The sequence below is a fragment of the Agromyces sp. NPDC060279 genome (assembly GCF_042726785.1).
Taxonomy (GTDB): domain Bacteria; phylum Actinomycetota; class Actinomycetes; order Actinomycetales; family Microbacteriaceae; genus Agromyces.
Genome location: NZ_JBHXBK010000003.1, coordinates 130,492 through 146,381, shown reverse-complemented (window position 1 = coordinate 146,381; position 15,890 = coordinate 130,492). Strand labels below are relative to the sequence as shown.

Below are 15,890 nucleotides of genomic sequence, written 5' to 3'. Positions count from 1 at the left end.
TCAGCGACAGTCCGAGATAATCGGGGGATGGATGCAGCGTCGCCCGGGTCATCTGCCCTCCACGAGCGAGTGATCGAGACGCTCGGCGCCGAGATCGTCTCCGGACGACTCGCGCCGGGCTCGCGCATCCTGACGACCGAGGTGGCCGAGCGCTTCGGCGCGTCGCGCTCGGCGCTCCGCGAGGTGGTGCGGGTGCTCGAGTCGATGGGGCTCGTCGAGGTGCGCCGCCGTGCGGGCGTCGAGATCCTGCCGAGCGAGCGCTGGAATCCGTACGATCCCCGGCTCATCCGGTGGCGCCTCGCCGGCCCGGAGCGCCTCGACGTGCTGCATGCGCTCTCGCAGCTGCGCAGCGGGGTGGAGCCGCTCGCGGCCGGCCTCGCGGCCCAGCACGCCACGGCCGAGCAGCGCGCCGCGATCTTCGCCGCGGTGGCCGGGATGGCTGAGCAGTCCCGCGAGGCCGACGGAGCGCCGTACCTCGATCACGACATCGCCTTCCACGCCGCGGTGCTGGATGCCTCGGGCAACCACTTCTTCGCCGCGCTCGGGCCGGTCATCGGCGAGGTGCTCCGCGGCCGCACCGCCCACGACCTCATGCCCCACGAGGCGAACCCGGCGGCCCTGCGCCTGCACCAGGAAGTCGCCTTCGCCGTCGCCGAGGGGCGCGCGGGGGATGCCTCGCGCGCCCTGGCCGCCATCGTGACCGAGGCGGACCGAGCCGTGCAGACCGTCGTCGCGGCCGCGAGCGGCCGGGACTGACGACCTCGCGCCGCCGGGCGTGCGCGGCTCAGGTGCCGCGCACGACGAGCGGCGCCGGGAGCCGCTCGATGCGGGGCTTCGCCGGCCGGCCCGGCTCGTGCAGCAGCGTCGCCATCATGCGGGCGGCGTGCATGCCGTAGCCGTAGGGGTTCAGGTCGATCGCCGAGATCGGCGGCGTGTGGAACTCCATCATCGTGCTGTCGACGCCAGAGACGAGCGGGAAGCCGCCGTCGGGGGAGCGGCCGATGGTGCGCAGGAGGCCGGCGATGCGGGGCGCGACGGCGTCGCCCGCGACGAAGAGGCCGTCGCAGGGGACCGGGGCGCCGAGCTCCCGTTCGAGGAGCTCGAGGATCTCCTCGTTGCTCTGCCTCGCGCTGATCGCGATGACCGCCGGGTCGACGCCGTGCTCGGCGCACCAGTCGCGGTAGCTCGCCTCGATCGTGCGGCTCCACTCGGACACCGACTCGATCGTGAGGAGCCCCGGCCGCGCGGCGCCACGGGCGACGAGGTGACGCAGGCTGTCGCGGGTGGCGGCCGGGGCATCCGCTTCGACGACGCCCCACGGCGCCTCGGCCGAGGCCGGCGGGGGATCGATGCAGACCGTCGGCCGACCGCTGCGGAGTAGCTCGAACATGCCCAGATCGTCGGAGTGCGGCTCGACGACGACGAAGCCGTCGACCTCGGGGAAGTCCCGCACGAGCCCCGTCTCGCCGGCCGAGGGCAGCAGCAACGGCGAGAGCTCGGTGTCGGCGAAGCCGGCCACGATCCCGCGCATGATCTCCGCGAAGTAGAGCGAGTACTCCATCACGGTCGAGGGGAAGTAGACGCCGATGGTGTTGGTCCGGCTCAGCCGGAGCGCCTGGCCCGTGCGGTTCGGCCGGTAGCCGAGTTCTTCGGCGGCGCGGCGCACCTCCTCGCGCGTCTGCTCCGACACGCCGGGCTTGCCGTTGAGCGCCATCGAGACGGCGGCGGCCGAGATGCCGAGGTGTCCTGCGAGGTCCTTGAGTGTCGTTCCCACGCCTGCCTTCCGGGGTGCCGAGGTCGAACTGCGGGGACCGGACGGCGTCGTCGAACGCGTTGACAAGGCCGGTGCCCGTCAATAGGCTACCCGTCATTCCTTAAACGATTAAGTTCGTCGGAATGCCAACGGTTGTCAGAGTACCAAGGAGTCAGGGTTGACCGACGCACTCGATCTCGCGTTCACGAACGGCGCGCTGTTCGACGGAGAGCGCTACCACGCAGGACCCACGCACGTGGGCGTCGCGGGGGGCCGCATCGTGCTCGTGGGCGAGGAGGTGCTCGCGGCGATCGGGCCGGGTACCGAGGTGGTCGAGCTCGACGGCCGGCTGCTGCACCCCGGGATGAACGACGCGCACGTGCACCCCGTCGAGGCGGGCATGGAGATGCTCGGCTGCGATCTCTCGGGCGGCTACACCCGCGAGGACTACCTGGAGCTCGTCCGCGGCTACGTCGAGCGCAACCCCGACGTCGAGTGGATCGTCGGGGCCGGTTGGCAGCAGGCCGCCTTCCCGGGCGGCGCGCCGCTCGGCGCCGATCTCGACGCCATCTGCGCCGACCGCCCGATCATTCTGTCGAACCGAGACCACCACAGCGCCTGGGTGAATGCCGAGGCGCTCCGCCGCTGCGGCATCGACCGTGACACGCCGGACCCGGCCGACGGCCGCATCGAGCGCGACGCGTCGGGGGAGCCCACGGGCACTCTGCACGAGGGCGCGCGGATGCTGGCGCTCCGGCACGCCCCGGAGCCGAGCTTCGACGACATGTACGCGGGATTCCGCGTCGGTCAGCAGAAGCTCGTCGGCTACGGCATCACCAGCTGGCAGGACGCCCTGATCGGGCAGTACGGCAACCACAGCCCGCTCTTCTACGACGTCTACCGCCGCGCCGAGGAGCGCGGCGAGCTCATCGGCCGGGTGAACGGGGCGCTGTGGTGGGAGCGTTCGCTCGGACTCGAGCAGATCCCCGCGTTCGTCGAGAAGCGCGCGGCCGTCGCGGGCGGCCGCTTCCGCGCCGACACGGTGAAGATCATGCAGGACGGCGTCGCCGAGAACCAGACCGCCGCGATGATCGAGCCCTACCTCGTGCCGGGCCGCGAATGCCGCCACAGCGACAACCGCGGCATCGCCTTCGTCGACCCGGCGAAGCTGCCCGAGTACGTCACCGAGCTCGACCGGCTCGGCTTCCAGGTGCACTTCCACGCGCTGGGGGACCAGGCGGTGCGCGGCGCGCTCGACGCGATCGCGGCGGCCCGGCGGGCGAACGGCCCGGCCTCGACAACGATGCACCTGCTCGCGCACATCCAGATCATCAACCCCGCCGACGTGCCGCGCTTCGCCGAGCTCAACGCCTCGGCGGACATGCAGCCGCTCTGGGCGAGCTACGACCCGCAGATGGTCGAGCTCACCGTGCCCTTCCTGGGCGAGGAGCGGGTCGGCCACCAGTACCCGTTCGGCTCGCTGCACCGCGCCGGCAGCCACCTCTGCGGCGGCTCGGACTGGCCGGTGACGTCGGCCGACCCCTGGCTCGGCATCCACGTCGCCGTCAACCGCCGCATGCCCGAGGGCCACCCCGACTACGACCCGCGCGTCTTCCTCGAGGAGGAGCGGCTGGAGCTCGACGTCGCCCTGCGGGCCTACACGCTCGGCGGGATCGAGGCGAACGGCCGCGACGCGGAGCTCGGGCGGATCGCGCCCGGACAGCTCGCCGACCTCGTCGTCGCCGATCGGGACCCCTTCGCCGCGCCCGCCGCCGAGCTCCACCTCACCCGGGCGGCGCTCGTCTACGTCGACGGCGCCCTCGTGCACGCCGCGGACGCCGTCCCCGCCTGACCTCCGTCTCACCGCACCACACACCTGCCCCATCCATCCCCCAACCGAAGGAATCGAAATGAAGAAGCGCCTCATCGCCGCGGCCGCCCTCACCGCGCTCGCTCTGAGCGGCTGCACGGCCGCGGCCGACGCCGAGCAGCAGGCCGCGGAGGGCGGCACCGCCTCGGCGAACTCGGCCGTCGACCTGTCGAAGATCGAGAAGAGCGAGGCGGCCGCGAAGCTGCTGCCCGCCGACATCGTCGAGCGGGGCACCTTCGTGCTCGCCGTCGACGCGACCTACCCGCCGAACGAGTTCAAGGACGACGCCGGCAACCCGATCGGGTGGGAGGTCGACCTCATGAACGCGGCGATCGTGAAGCTCGGCCTCGAGCCCAAGAACGAGATCTCGAAGTTCGAGAACATCATCCCGAAGATCGAGCTCGGCACGTACGACTCCGGCATCGCCGGCTACTACGACACCGTGAAGCGCCAGGAGAACTTCGACATGGTCGACTTCTTCCTCGCCGGCAACCAGTTCGGCTCGCTGAAGGAGAACCCGATCGACGACGAGCTCGACATCTGCGGCCAGAAGATCTCGGTGCCGAACGGCGGCTCCGCGCCGCTCTACTACCTGCCGGAGGTCGACAAGCGCTGCGCCGCCGAGGGCAAGGGCTCGATCGAGGTCATGGGCTACGACACGACCGACGAGATGGTCGCCGCGGTGACCCTCGGCCGCGCCTTCGCGTTCGTCGCCGACTCGCCCGTCGTGAGCTACGCCGTGAAGAACAGCGGCGGCAAGCTCGTCGGCTCCGAGATCTACGAGACGCTGCCGGCCGGTGCGCCGTTCAAGAAGGGCAACGACGAGCTCGTCGCCGCCTTCGCGGCCGCGGTGCAGGAGCTGCACGACGACGGCACCTACGACGAGATCCTCGAGTTCTGGGGCGTCGAGGCCGGGCGTCTCGACGCCATCACGGTCAACGCCGGCACCGAGTAGCCGTCGTGTCCGAGATCACCCGCGCCGTCCCGGTGGCGCGTCCCAAACCCATCCAGGCGGTGCCGCTGCGGCATCCGTGGCGGAACCTGCTGGCGTTCGCGCTGATCTTCCTGCTGCTCGCGTTCGTCATCGACGCGGCGCAGCGGGAGGCGTACGACTGGCCCGCGTTCGCGCTCTACCTGTTCGACGTCCGCGTCATCCAGGCGGCGGGCGTGACCCTCGCCCTGACCTTCCTCGCGATGATCGGCGCGGTCGTCGTCGGCATCGTGCTCGCGGTCATGCGCGAGACCGACAATCCCGTGCTGCGCGCGATCGCCTGGGGCGTCATCTGGTTCTTCCGGGGCACCCCGGTGTACGTCCAGCTCGTGTTCTGGGGGCTGCTCAGCTCGATCTACCAGACGATCAACCTGGGCCTGCCGTTCATGGAGCCGTGGCTCGTGCTCGAGACGGCCGACGTGGTCCCGCTGTTCTGGATCGCCGTGCTCGGGCTCGCCCTGAACGAGGCCGCGTACATGGCGGAGATCGTCCGCGCGGGGCTCCTCTCCATCGACCCCGGGCAGACGGAGGCCGCCTCGGCGCTCGGCATGGGCTGGTGGCTCACGATGCGGAAGGTCGTCATCCCGCAGGCGATGCGGGTGATCATCCCGCCGACGGGCAACGAGGTCATCTCCATGCTGAAGACGACGTCGCTCGTGACGGCGGTGCCCTTCAGCTGGGACCTCTATACGCGCACCCGGGACATCTCGGCGGCGACGCTGAACCCGATCCCGCTGCTGCTCGTGGCCTCCGTCTGGTATCTCTTCTTCACCTCGATCATGATGATCGGCCAGAGCCGGCTGGAGAAGCACTTCTCGCGCGGGCAGCTCGGGCACGGCGCGACGCCGAAGCGGCGCAGGCGCCAGGAGCCCGCAGAGCGCGGCCCGGTGGTGCTCGCGAGCCCGGAGGCCGGGAGGCCGGTGGATACCGGGACGCCCGCGGATGCCGGGATGCCGGAAGGGGGCGCCCGATGAGCGACATCAAGGTCAGCGCGCAGGAGGTGCACAAGTCCTTCGGGGACACGCACGTGCTGAAGGGCATCGACCTCGAGGTGCGTCGCGGCGAGGTGAGCTGCCTGCTCGGTCCCTCCGGCTCGGGCAAGTCGACGTTCCTGCGCTGCATCAACCACCTCGAGTCGATCGACTCGGGCCGCATCGAGGTCGACGGCACGCTCATCGGCTACCGCGAGCACGGCGAGCGGCTGCACGAGCTGAAGCCCGCGGAGGCCGCGGCGCAGCGCGAGAACATCGGCATGGTGTTCCAGCGATTCAACCTGTTCCCGCACATGACGGCGCTCGAGAACATCACCTGCGCGCCGGTCTTCGTGAAGCGCGCTCAGCGCGCGGAGGCGCGGCAGCGCGCGCTCGAGCTGCTCGACCGGGTGGGGCTCGCCGACAAGGCGGACGCCTACCCGCGCGAGCTCTCCGGAGGGCAGCAGCAGCGCGTCGCGATCGCCAGGGCGCTCGCGATGACGCCCGATCTCATGCTCTTCGACGAGCCGACCTCGGCGCTCGACCCGGAGCTGGTGGGGGAGGTGCTCGACGTCATGAAGTCCCTCGCCGAGAGCGGCATGACCATGATCGTCGTGACCCACGAGATGGGCTTCGCCCGCGAGGTCGCCGACACGGTGACGTTCATGGACGGCGGAGTCGTCGTCGAGCACGGCACTCCGGGGGAGGTGCTCGTGCGGCCGCAGCACGGCCGCACGAAGGCCTTCCTCTCGAAGGTGCTGTGAGCGGGGCGGCCCGGATCGGAACTCGTGCCTCCGATCCGGGTCGCACCGCCGCGACGGAGGTCCGGCGCGCCCCGCGTTCAGGTGACGGCGCCGGGCCAGCCCGTGCCCATAGGATCGCGGGATGGACCCGTACTCGCCGCTCCCAGGACCGGCTCCGCAGCGCCCCGCGCCGACACGGAACGGCGGCGTGGGCGGCGGGGCGATCGCGGCGATCGCCGGCGGCGCCGCAGCGCTCTTCCTCGTGCTGCTCGTCCCGGTGAGCTTCGCGGCGGTGCACCTCGGCGAGCAGTTCGCCGTCGTGGCCGGCGGGCAGGTGGACGACTCAGCGGCCTCGGCGTCCGAGCTCGTCGATCGTCTCCAGTCCGGCGAGACGCGCTACACCTTCCCGGCCGCGCTCGAGAACTACGGCGACGGGCGCTACAGCGGGCTCTGCCCCGCCGAGTACGCCGAAGGATGCTGGCAGAGCGCGGTCTTCACCGAGTCGGACTGCGCCACCGTCTCGGTCGTCCTCGGCTTCTCGAACGACCCGGACGGGTACGCGCCCGAGCAGACGACGACGATCGAGCTGCACGACGTCGTGCCGTACGAGGCGACCCCCGTCGTCTTCGGCAACGACGGCTTCGAGTACGGCTGGGTCGCCGACGTGCTCTGCCCGCTGACCGAGAGCTGAGCGCCGGGCGCCCGGCCCGGCATCCGCGGTGAAGGAACGTTCCACCGCGTGACCCAATGTGACGCGCGAGCCAGCACCGCACCGCGCGCGCTCGGTACATTCCTGAATACCGCTCCACGCGCCGGGCCCGCCCCGCTGGAGCGGTTCGCCGTCGGGCCCCCGCCCGCGGTCGCCCCCGAATCCTGGAGCTCCACATGCGCACTCGCCGCCGTCTCGTCGGAGGCCTCGCCCTCCTCGCCAGCGCCGCCCTCCTCACCGCGTGCAGCGCGGGCGGGGGAGAACCGGCGAGCGAGTCCGCCGAGGACGCCCCGAAGATCACCTTCCTCTACTCGCCGTATGCGGACTACGCGCCGTTCTTCCTCGCGGAGGAGAAGGGCTACTTCGAGGACGCCGGCGTCGACGTCGAGCTCATCTCGAAGAGCGGCAGCTCGGGCGAGACGTACCAGCAGGTCTCCACCGGCAACATCGTCGCCGGCGGAGCGACCTGGGGTGCGGGCCTGTTCAACGCCACGAAGGCCGGGGCGTCGCTCTCCGTCATCGCGAGCGTCTCGCGCATCCCCGAGTCCGGCAAGAACCCCTCGCCGCTCCTCGCCTCCGAGCAGTCCGGCATCACCGAGGCGGAGCAGCTCAAGGGAAAGAAGATCGGCATCCCCGGCGACGGCGGCTTCGGCATCTACTCGGTGCACCTCGCGCTCGAGTCGGCCGGCCTCTCGCTCGACGACGTCGAGCTCGTGAACCTGAGCCCGGGCGACATCCCCCCGGCGCTCGCGAACGGCTCCATCGACGCCACCTGGTCGATCGAACCCATCTCCTCCGCGGTCATCTCGCAGGGGCTCGGGCACGAGATCCTCGACGTCGACTACCAGGCGGGCGTCGAGCTCGGCGCGCTCGTGTTCAACACCGACTACGTCGAGAAGCACCCGGCCGCGGTCGTCGCGTTCACCTCCGCCTACCTGAAGGCCGTGCAGGAGCTCGCCGACGGCGGCTGGCAGGACGCCGACGACCAGGCGATCATCGCCGAGTACACCGACCTCCCCGTCGAGACGCTCACGTCCATCGGTCTCACGGTGCAGGACCCCGAGGGCGCGATCGACTGGACGGACGTCGCCCGCCAGGAGGCGTTCTTCCGCGACCGCGGCGCGCTCGAGTTCCAGGGCGACTCCGGCATCGAGCAGGTGTTCCGCGCCGATCTGCTCGAAGAGGCCTCGGCCGAGGCGAGCTCGGCGGCCGCCGCGAAATGAGCGGCATCTCCGTCCAGGGGCTCTGGAAGGCCTACCCGAGCGCCGAGGACCGCGACGAAGTGCTCGTCGCGCTCGAGGACGTCTCGCTCGAGGTCGGCGAACGCGAGTTCGTCTGCGTGCTCGGGCCCTCCGGATGCGGCAAGAGCACGCTGCTGCGCATCGCGGCCGGGCTCGAGAAGCCGAGCCTCGGCACGGTCGAGACGCAGAGCCGCCCCTCGGTGGTGTTCCAGGAGCACGGGGTCTTCCCGTGGCTCACGGTCGCCGAGAACGTCGCCTACCCGTTGCGGCTGCGCCGAGTGCCCCGCGCCGCGCGCCGTGCGCGCGTCGCCGAGCTGCTCGAGCTCGTCGGGCTGACGGAGTTCGCCGGGTACTACCCCTCCCAGATCTCGGGCGGGATGCGGCAGCGGACTTCAGTGGCACGGGCGCTCGCCGACGACGGCAACGTGCTTCTCATGGACGAGCCCTTCGGCGCGCTCGACGAGCAGACCAGGGTCGCGCTGCAGCAGGAGCTGCTGCGGATCTGGGAGCAGACGGAGAAGTCCGTGCTCTTCATCACCCACAGCGTCGACGAGGCGCTGACCCTCGCCGACCGGGTCGTGGTCATGTCGCACCGGCCGGGCCGCATCATCGCCGAGGTGGAGATCCCGTTCGGCCGGCCGCGCGACATCATCGAGCTGCGCCGCGATCCGCGGTACGGGGAGATCACCTACCAGCTGTGGAACCTGCTCGAGGGCGACACGGCGGCCGAGGAGGTGGTGCCGCAGTGAGCACCGAGACCCACACGAACGCCACCCAGCCGTCCGCTCAGGCGAGCCCCGGGCCGGCCATCACCGCCGCCGATCGCGAGGAGATCCGCACCCGGCTCGCCGCCGCCGTCCAGGCGGAGCGCGGGTCGCCGTGGATCCGTCGCATCGGCCCGTACACGCCGCTGCTGCTGCTCGTGGTCTGGGAGGCGCTCAGCCGCCTCGGCATCCTCGACGCGCGGTTCTTCCCCGCGCCGACGGCGATCGTCGAGACCTTCGTGACCCTGCTCGTCTCGGGACAGCTCGTCACGGACATCCTGATGACCCTGTCGCGCATCGCGGTCGGCTTCGTGCTCGGCGCGATCCCCGGCGTGCTGCTCGGCCTGCTGCTGGGCTCGGTCCGCTCGGTGCGGCTGCTGCTCGAGCCGGTGTTCTCGAGCCTCCTGCCCATCCCGAAGGTCGCGATCTACCCGCTGCTCCTGCTGATCTTCGGCCTCGGCGAGACGAGCAAGTACGTCATCGTCGCGATCGGCGTCTTCTTCTACCTCTTCTTCAACACGATGAGCGGGGTCATGCAGACGCCGCCGCTGTTCGACGACGTCGCCAGGGCGAACGGGGCCTCGCGCATCCAGCGCCGGCTCACCGTCTCGCTGCCCTACGCCTTGCCGTCGATCTTCACGGGCATCAAGCTCGCCACCGGCGGCGCGTTCGTGATCATCGCGGCGTCCGAGTTCGTCGGCGCGCAGAGCGGCCTCGGGTACCTCATCTGGAGCTCCTGGTCGACCTTCGCCGTCTCGAAGATGTACGTCGGGATCGTGACGATCTCGGCGCTCGGCTACGGCGCGACCGCGATCGAGGGCTACCTCGAGCGACGGCTCGTGCCGTGGGTGAAGTACTGAGGGGGGCCGGCATGTCAGGTTCTCTCGACGCCGGCGCCGCGCAGGCGCTCGTCCTCGACCGGCTCCGGGGTGCCGCCCCCGACGCGCCGCTCGCCGAGCTCGAGCTCGCCTCGCGCTGGCTCGTCGAGGCCGAGCTGCTCGGGCTGCCGGACTTCGGCATCGGGATGCTCCGGCGGGACCTCGACCGCCTGACGGCCGGGCCGAGCGCGGCGGAGCGGGCCGAACCGCCGGTGACCGCCTCCGCCCCGGCGACGGCGAGCATCGACGCCACAGGGCGGCCCGGCATCGTCGCACTGGCCCGCGCGACCGAGTCCGCGGCGCAGCGGGCGGCGGCGAACGGCTCGGCCGTCGTCGGCATCCGCGGCGCGGGCGCACTCGGCGTGCTCGGGCTCGCCGCCCGCGGGCTCGCCGAGCAGGGGCTCGTCGCCGTCATCGCGGCCCAGGCGCCGCCGATCGTCGCGCCCTGGGGCGGCACGCAGCCCGTCGTCGGCACCAACCCGATCGCGATCGCCGTGCCGAGGCCGGACACGCCGCCGCTCGTCGTCGATTACGCCACCGCGCCCGCGACGATGGCGGCGCTGCGCCGCCATCGCGCGGACGGCAGCGCGTTGCCGGCCGGACTCGCGATCGACGCCGAGGGCGCCGAGACGACGGATGCCTCGCGCCTCGCCGCGCTCGTACCGACGAGCCTGCTCGGCTCGCTCACGGGGCTCGTCGTCGAACTGCTCGCCGGCGTCGTGACGGGCGGGCGCGGTGCCGCCGACGGCACGCGCGGGGCCATCCTGATCGCCGTCGACGCCGGCGGGACCGGTGCGGCCGACGTCGCCGCGGGCGCCGCGCGGTTCGCGGACGAGTGGCGAGCGGCGGGCGGGCACCTGCCCGCGCGCTTCGACGCGCTGCCGCCGCGGACGACCGCCCTCGCCGGTCGGATCGCGCTCGACGGCACGACCACGGCGTGGCTCGACGGCATCGACTCCACTGGCGGCGCCCGATGAGCGGGGGGCTCGAGCTGCGGGTCGAACCGCCGGTCGGACCGCTTTGGCAGCGCCGCACGATCACCGTCCGCGGAGCCGCACCGGGCGCGCTCGTCACGATCCGGGCGACGACCCGGCGCAGCGGCGGCGACTGGGCGGCGCAGGCGAGCTACCTCGCCGATGCCGACGGCCGCATCGGCCTCGACCGCGACGCGCCCGTCTCGGGCGACGTCCGCACGGCCGACGCCATGGGCCTCTGCTGGGCGCAACGTCGGGAGCCAGGCACGAGCGGCTCCGCGGAGCCGCTCGACGTCGGCGAGCCCCTCGTCACCCGGCTGCACGCCCGCGAGGAGCCCGGCACCGGCCTTCCGGAGCTCGGCGACGCGGGCGCCGGGGGAGCCGAAACGCACGCCGAACTCGTGCAGCAGCTCCTCGTGCCCGGGGTCGAGCGCCGTGAAGTCCGGCACGACGGACTCGTCGGCACGCTGTTCCGGCCTGCGGGGTGCGGGCCGTTCCCGACCGCCCTCGTGCTGAACGGCTCCGGCGGCGGCATCAACGAGGCCAGGGCGGCGCAGTATGCCGCGCGCGGCATCCAGGCGTTGGCGCTCGGCTACTTCCGGGGCCCCGGACTGCCCGACTTCCTCTCGCGCACCCCGCTCGAGTACTTCGAGCGCGCGATCGACTTCGTGCGCGACGAGCTCGCCCCCGCGGGCGGGGCGCCGATCGTCACCGGGCAGTCGCGCGGCGGCGAGCTCTCGCTGCTGCTCGCGGCGACCTTCCCCGAGCGCATCCTCGCGATCGCCGGCTTCGTTCCCGGCGCGTACGTGTTCGGGGCACAGGGCGCGGCCGACCCCGCCGAGGGCTGGGACGGGCCGAGCTGGACCCGCGGCGGGCAGCCGCTCGAACACCTCTGGCACGACAACGCCGAGGTCGACTGGCAGCCCTGGAACGACGAGCCGCCGCCCACGAGACACGCCGACGTCTACGTCGACGGGCTCCGCGACCGCCGGCTCGCGCTCGCCTCGCGCATCCCCATCGAACGCTTCGCCGGGCCGGTCGCCTGCGTGTCCGGGCTCGACGACCGGGCGTGGCCGTCGAGCGGCGCCTCACGGATGGTCCTCGCGAGCCTCGCCCGCCACGGGCACCGCGCCGAGCGGCTGCACCTCGACTACGAAGACGCCGGGCACGGCATCGGACTGCCGCATCTGCCGAGCACCGACATCGAGCGCGTGCACCCGGTCTCCGGCGTGCGCTACTCGAACGGCGGCACCCCGCGCGGCAACGCCCGCGCGAGCGCCGACTCGTTCGAGCAGATCTGCGCCTTCATCCACCGCGCGGCCGCCGCCTGACGGCCGGCGCCGGCTGCCCGTCTGCATCCCACGCACCACCACGAAAGAAGGAACCACCCAGATGCCAGCGATCGAACACCTCGAGGGACAGTGGCGCGAGTGGCGCCACGCGCGCGTCGCCGAGCTCGGCCGGCCCTACGGCTGGACCGCGCTCGTCGCCCAGTACTGGCTCACCGACGCCTCGCGGGACGAGACGTTCGAACTGCTGCCCGGCACCTGGTCGGTGGAGGAAGGCCGGATCATCTACACCCCGTCGGTCGAGGGGCCCAACCTCGTCGTCGACGGCGAGTACCCGAGCGCGCCGGTCGAGATCCGGCCGGGCCGGAACCAGACCTACGGCCACGGCACGAGCGCGCCCGTCTACTTCGGCCGGAGCGAGGTCGAGACGATCGTCCGGACGAGCGACGGCGGCGACCCGCTCTACGCCATCCGCGTTCGCGACCCGCAGGCGTCTGCGGGGGTCGACCTCTCCGGCCTGACCGCGTACGACTACGACCCCGCGTGGCGGCTGCCGGCGAGCTTCACGCCGGCGGCCCGTGAGGAGGTCGAGCAGCCCACCGTCGAGACGGGCGTGCGCGAGACGACCGCGCGCATCGGTACCCTGCGCTTCGAGTTCGAGGGGCGCGGCTACGAGCTCGCGCTCATCGGCAAGGACACGGCGCACGGGGTGCAACCGGTCGCCCACCTCCGCGATCGCACGAGCGGGCGCACCACCTACGGCGCCGGTCGCGTCGTCGAGCTGCAGTTCGCCGACGAAGCGGGCGAACGCATCGACGTCATCGACTTCAACTACCTGCACGCCCTGCCCTGCGCGTTCACGAACTTCGTGACCTGCCCCGTGGTGCCGCAGCAGAACCACCTCGACTTCGAGGTGCTCGCCGGCGAGCAGCGCCCCGCCACCGACATCGCACGCGTGCTCACCTTCGAGGCACCGGCCGCCTGAGCCCGGCAGCCGGGCCGGGTCGCCGCCCTGCCCCGGGTATGCTGCGAACCGGCGCGCGGGCGCCCGAGGAGGTGCAGTGGAGGAACGTCCAGCCGGCGACGAGGCGGCCGAGCTCACGCCCGACGACGCCGTCGACGAGGCGGGCGAACGCGCACGCACGATCCGCGAGAGCGTCGCCGTCGGCGTCGCGACCGCGATCTACGGCATCTCGTTCGGCGCGCTCTCCGTCGCGGCGGGCCTCGACGTGTGGCAGACGGTCTTCCTGAGCCTCGTCATGTTCACCGGCGGCTCCCAGTTCGCCCTCGTCGGCGTCCTCGCCGCCGGCGGGGCGGCCGCCGGCGGCTCCGCCATCGCGACGGCGGCGATGCTCGGCATCCGGAACGTCGTCTACGGCATGCGGATGAAGCCGCTCGTCGGCGGCAGCCCGGCGCGGAACGTGCTCGCCGCGTGGATCACCATCGACGAGTCCACCGCCGTCGCGCTCGCGCAGAAGCTGCCGCGCAACGCCCGCCTCGGCTTCTGGCTGACCGGGGCGATCGTGTTCGTCGGCTGGAACCTGACGACGCTCGCCGGCGCGCTCATCGGCGACGCGATGGGCGATACGCGGGCCTGGGGGCTGGATGCCGCCGCCGGAGCGGCCTTCCTCGGCCTCCTCTGGCCGCGTCTGAAGCGCGTGCAGGCCGGCGCCGTGGCCGTCGGCGCGGCCGTGGTCGCGGCGGTGGTGATGCCCGTCGTCATGCCCGGACTGCCCGTGCTGATCGCCGCGCTCGTGGCCCTGCTCATCGGCTGGTTCAACCTCTTCGACCGGAGGCGCCGCGCATGACGACCTGGCACCTCATCCTCATCGCCTCCGCCGCGACGCTGGCGCTGAAGCTCGGCGGGTACCTCGTGCCGGTCGGCTTCCTCGAGCGCGAGCGTCCGGCGCGCATCGCGGACCTGCTGACGGTGGCGCTGCTCGCGGCGCTCATCGTGGTGCAGACGCTCGGCGCCGGGCAGGCGATCGTCGTCGACGCGCGCGTGCCCGCGCTCATCGTCGCCGCTGCGCTCTACGCCATCCGGGCGCCGTTCATCGTCGCGGTGGCGGCGGCCGCGGTCGTCGCGGCGGCGATCCGAGCCTTCGGCTGAGGCTCAGCCCTCGAGGTCGTCGACGCCCGGCATCCAGGAGACGCCGGGGCGGCCCCAGCCGAGCTTCTTCGTGATCTTCGTCACGATCTTGCGGTCGGCGTGCGAGAGCCGGTCGGTGTAGAGCACGCCGTCGAGGTGGTCGTACTCGTGCTGGAAGATGCGCGCGAGCCATCCCTGCGCGTCGATCTCGTACCGCTCGCCGTCGAGGTCGGTGGCGCGCAGCACCGCGCGCTCCGCGCGGCGCAGGCCGAAGCGCTCGCCCGGGAACGACAGGCACCCTTCGGACTCCTCGTCGAGGTCGGGCTCGCCGGGCGGCGGGGGAGAGATGAGGAGTTCGGGGTTGATGGCCACGCCGCGCCAGCGGACGCCTTCTTCGTCGGTCCAGCCGTAGGTGAAGACCCGGAGGTCGACGCCCACCTGCGGGGCGGCGAGACCGACGCCCGGGGCGGCGTCCATCGTCTCGAAGAGGTCGGCGACGAGCGTGCGGATCTCGTCGTCGATCGTCTCGACGGGGCGGGCGGGGGAGTGCAGCACCGGGTCGCCGGTGATTCGAATGGGGAGCACGGCCATTCGGCAAGGATATCGAGGCGCGAGCGGGTAGGGTCGAGGTCGTGGATCCGGACCTGAGCGAGCTCACCGAGCAGATCGCCCTCGACCCGCAGCAGTTCATCGGCATCCCGCTCGCGATCGCGGGCGCGGTGTTCCTGTCACTCGGGGCGCAGTTCCAGCACCGCGGCGTCGTCAAAGTCGAGTCGCACACCACCGACAGTCTCGGCAAGGGCCTGAGCCTCAAGCAGCTCGCGCTGCTGCTCGCCCGGCCGTCCTGGGTGCTCGGCACGCTCATGCTCGGTCTCGCGGTCGTCTTCCAGCTGTCGAGCCTCTACTTCGCCCCGCTCATCGTGGTGCAGCCGCTCGGCGCGATCGCCCTCGTGATCACCTCCATCGTGAACTCGAAGGTGAACCACGTGAAGCTGAACCGCAAGGCGATCACCGCGATCGCGCTCTGCGTCGGGGGCGTGTTCCTGTTCGTCGGCGTCGCCGCCTTCACCGCGGTCGACAAGCCCGTGACCGAGCAGCAGCTCATCACGATCCTCGTGATCCTCGCCGTCGTGCTCGTGCTCGCCGGCCTCGCGTTCGTCTTCTTCCGGCACCGCGTGCGCGCCATCTTCTACGTCATCATGGCGGGCGTCGTGTACGGCTTCGTGGCGACCCTCGCCAAGGTGGTGCTCGGCCGCATCCAGCAGGGCGACTTCGAGTGGATCACGCTGATCTGCGTCATCGCGCTGCTTGCGGCGACGGGCCTCGGCGCCTACTTCGTGCAGAACGCGTACGCCTCGGGCCCGCCGGACCTCGTCATCGCCGGCCTCACCGTTGTCGACCCGATGGTCGCCGTCGCGATCGGCATCGTCGTGCTCGGCGAGGCGTCGCAGGCGCCGATCTGGGCCATCCCGGTCTTCATCGTCGCCGGGGCGATCGCCGTCTTCGGCGTGTTCATGCTCGCCCGCAATCACCCGCAGACGCGGCTCTGAGCCGCAGCTGAGGGGTCGTCATCCCGTGGGATGACATGCGCGCGGCGAGCCGTTCGCCGCGCCCTGCG

At 72.1% G+C, this 15,890-nt stretch carries 17 protein-coding genes; 15 read left to right on the top strand and 2 right to left on the bottom strand.

All coding sequences use genetic code 11. The features are described from left to right. Nucleotides 1-27 precede the first annotated feature (27 nt). On the top strand, nucleotides 28-756 hold the full coding sequence (locus tag ACFWE1_RS11800) for a FadR/GntR family transcriptional regulator (protein WP_376933630.1): 729 nt from the start codon (nucleotides 28-30) through the stop codon (nucleotides 754-756). 28 nt (nucleotides 757-784) lie between these two features. On the opposite strand, the gene ACFWE1_RS11795 is transcribed toward ACFWE1_RS11800, so the two are convergent. Further along, nucleotides 785-1,774: a LacI family DNA-binding transcriptional regulator gene (locus tag ACFWE1_RS11795; protein ID WP_376933629.1), complete on the bottom strand. Its 990-nt coding sequence runs from the start codon at nucleotides 1,772-1,774 to the stop codon at nucleotides 785-787. 157 nt (nucleotides 1,775-1,931) lie between these two features. On the opposite strand from ACFWE1_RS11795, the gene ACFWE1_RS11790 reads away from it, so the two are divergent. From ACFWE1_RS11790 to ACFWE1_RS11730, 13 genes are all read left to right on the top strand, one after another. After that, complete coding sequence (locus ACFWE1_RS11790) at nucleotides 1,932-3,605, top strand: amidohydrolase (protein ID WP_376933628.1); 1,674 nt, start codon at nucleotides 1,932-1,934, stop codon at nucleotides 3,603-3,605. A 58-nt stretch (nucleotides 3,606-3,663) separates the two neighbouring features. After that, nucleotides 3,664-4,578 (top strand): ABC transporter substrate-binding protein, encoded by a 915-nt coding sequence (locus tag ACFWE1_RS11785; RefSeq protein ID WP_376933627.1) that lies wholly within the window; start codon nucleotides 3,664-3,666, stop codon nucleotides 4,576-4,578. Between the two features lie 5 nt (nucleotides 4,579-4,583). Continuing rightward, nucleotides 4,584-5,588 (top strand): amino acid ABC transporter permease, encoded by a 1,005-nt coding sequence (locus tag ACFWE1_RS11780; RefSeq protein WP_376933626.1) that lies wholly within the window; start codon nucleotides 4,584-4,586, stop codon nucleotides 5,586-5,588. Beyond that, nucleotides 5,585-6,349 (top strand): amino acid ABC transporter ATP-binding protein, encoded by a 765-nt coding sequence (locus ACFWE1_RS11775; protein WP_376933625.1) that lies wholly within the window; start codon nucleotides 5,585-5,587, stop codon nucleotides 6,347-6,349. Before ACFWE1_RS11780 ends, ACFWE1_RS11775 begins: the two co-directional genes overlap by 4 nt. Before the next feature lie 121 nt (nucleotides 6,350-6,470). After that, nucleotides 6,471-7,019 carry a hypothetical protein gene (locus ACFWE1_RS11770; protein WP_376933624.1) on the top strand — a complete coding sequence of 183 codons (549 nt, stop codon included), beginning with the start codon at nucleotides 6,471-6,473 and terminating at the stop codon, nucleotides 7,017-7,019. A gap of 194 nt (nucleotides 7,020-7,213) precedes the next feature. Continuing rightward, a complete protein-coding gene (locus tag ACFWE1_RS11765) occupies nucleotides 7,214-8,260 on the top strand; it encodes an ABC transporter substrate-binding protein (protein WP_376933623.1) in 1,047 nt (348 codons plus the stop codon). Further along, nucleotides 8,257-9,027, top strand: coding sequence for an ABC transporter ATP-binding protein (locus ACFWE1_RS11760; protein WP_376933622.1), 771 nt, complete (start codon nucleotides 8,257-8,259; stop codon nucleotides 9,025-9,027). Before ACFWE1_RS11765 ends, ACFWE1_RS11760 begins: the two co-directional genes overlap by 4 nt. Beyond that, complete coding sequence (locus ACFWE1_RS11755; protein WP_376933621.1) at nucleotides 9,024-9,902, top strand: ABC transporter permease; 879 nt, start codon at nucleotides 9,024-9,026, stop codon at nucleotides 9,900-9,902. Before ACFWE1_RS11760 ends, ACFWE1_RS11755 begins: the two co-directional genes overlap by 4 nt. A gap of 11 nt (nucleotides 9,903-9,913) precedes the next feature. Beyond that, the gene (locus ACFWE1_RS11750; RefSeq protein ID WP_376933620.1) at nucleotides 9,914-10,897 is read left to right on the top strand and encodes an Ldh family oxidoreductase; all 984 of its coding nucleotides are present in this window, start codon (nucleotides 9,914-9,916) and stop codon (nucleotides 10,895-10,897) included. Beyond that, entirely contained in the window at nucleotides 10,894-12,225 is a 1,332-nt protein-coding gene (locus tag ACFWE1_RS11745; protein ID WP_376933619.1) for an acyl-CoA thioester hydrolase/BAAT C-terminal domain-containing protein, read from the top strand. Before ACFWE1_RS11750 ends, ACFWE1_RS11745 begins: the two co-directional genes overlap by 4 nt. Before the next feature lie 61 nt (nucleotides 12,226-12,286). After that, on the top strand, nucleotides 12,287-13,168 hold the full coding sequence (locus ACFWE1_RS11740) for a DUF1684 domain-containing protein (protein ID WP_376933618.1): 882 nt from the start codon (nucleotides 12,287-12,289) through the stop codon (nucleotides 13,166-13,168). A 76-nt stretch (nucleotides 13,169-13,244) separates the two neighbouring features. Next, complete coding sequence (locus tag ACFWE1_RS11735) at nucleotides 13,245-13,991, top strand: AzlC family ABC transporter permease (RefSeq protein WP_376933617.1); 747 nt, start codon at nucleotides 13,245-13,247, stop codon at nucleotides 13,989-13,991. Next, nucleotides 13,988-14,293: an AzlD domain-containing protein gene (locus ACFWE1_RS11730; RefSeq protein ID WP_376933616.1), complete on the top strand. Its 306-nt coding sequence runs from the start codon at nucleotides 13,988-13,990 to the stop codon at nucleotides 14,291-14,293. The genes ACFWE1_RS11735 and ACFWE1_RS11730 overlap by 4 nt, the downstream gene beginning before the upstream one ends. Before the next feature lie 3 nt (nucleotides 14,294-14,296). Here ACFWE1_RS11730 and def read toward each other — a convergent pair whose 3' ends face one another. Further along, on the bottom strand, nucleotides 14,297-14,863 hold the full coding sequence (gene def, locus ACFWE1_RS11725) for a peptide deformylase (protein WP_285463742.1): 567 nt from the start codon (nucleotides 14,861-14,863) through the stop codon (nucleotides 14,297-14,299). Nucleotides 14,864-14,904: 41 nt separating this feature from the next. On the opposite strand from def, the gene ACFWE1_RS11720 reads away from it, so the two are divergent. Then, nucleotides 14,905-15,822 (top strand): DMT family transporter, encoded by a 918-nt coding sequence (locus ACFWE1_RS11720; protein ID WP_376933615.1) that lies wholly within the window; start codon nucleotides 14,905-14,907, stop codon nucleotides 15,820-15,822. The last annotated feature ends 68 nt before the right edge of the window (nucleotides 15,823-15,890 follow it).

What these genes read in the sequence shown, in the direction of transcription:
- ACFWE1_RS11800 (WP_376933630.1), top strand. Translation starts at nt 28, where the DNA reads ATGGATGCAGCGTCGCCCGGGTCATCTGCCCTCCACGAGCGAGTGATC.
- ACFWE1_RS11785 (WP_376933627.1), top strand. Translation starts at nt 3,664, where the DNA reads ATGAAGAAGCGCCTCATCGCCGCGGCCGCCCTCACCGCGCTCGCTCTG.
- ACFWE1_RS11775 (WP_376933625.1), top strand. Translation starts at nt 5,585, where the DNA reads ATGAGCGACATCAAGGTCAGCGCGCAGGAGGTGCACAAGTCCTTCGGG.
- ACFWE1_RS11770 (WP_376933624.1), top strand. Translation starts at nt 6,471, where the DNA reads ATGGACCCGTACTCGCCGCTCCCAGGACCGGCTCCGCAGCGCCCCGCG.
- ACFWE1_RS11765 (WP_376933623.1), top strand. Translation starts at nt 7,214, where the DNA reads ATGCGCACTCGCCGCCGTCTCGTCGGAGGCCTCGCCCTCCTCGCCAGC.
- ACFWE1_RS11760 (WP_376933622.1), top strand. Translation starts at nt 8,257, where the DNA reads ATGAGCGGCATCTCCGTCCAGGGGCTCTGGAAGGCCTACCCGAGCGCC.
- ACFWE1_RS11750 (WP_376933620.1), top strand. Translation starts at nt 9,914, where the DNA reads ATGTCAGGTTCTCTCGACGCCGGCGCCGCGCAGGCGCTCGTCCTCGAC.
- ACFWE1_RS11745 (WP_376933619.1), top strand. Translation starts at nt 10,894, where the DNA reads ATGAGCGGGGGGCTCGAGCTGCGGGTCGAACCGCCGGTCGGACCGCTT.
- ACFWE1_RS11740 (WP_376933618.1), top strand. Translation starts at nt 12,287, where the DNA reads ATGCCAGCGATCGAACACCTCGAGGGACAGTGGCGCGAGTGGCGCCAC.
- ACFWE1_RS11730 (WP_376933616.1), top strand. Translation starts at nt 13,988, where the DNA reads ATGACGACCTGGCACCTCATCCTCATCGCCTCCGCCGCGACGCTGGCG.
- def (WP_285463742.1), bottom strand. Translation starts at nt 14,863, where the DNA reads ATGGCCGTGCTCCCCATTCGAATCACCGGCGACCCGGTGCTGCACTCC.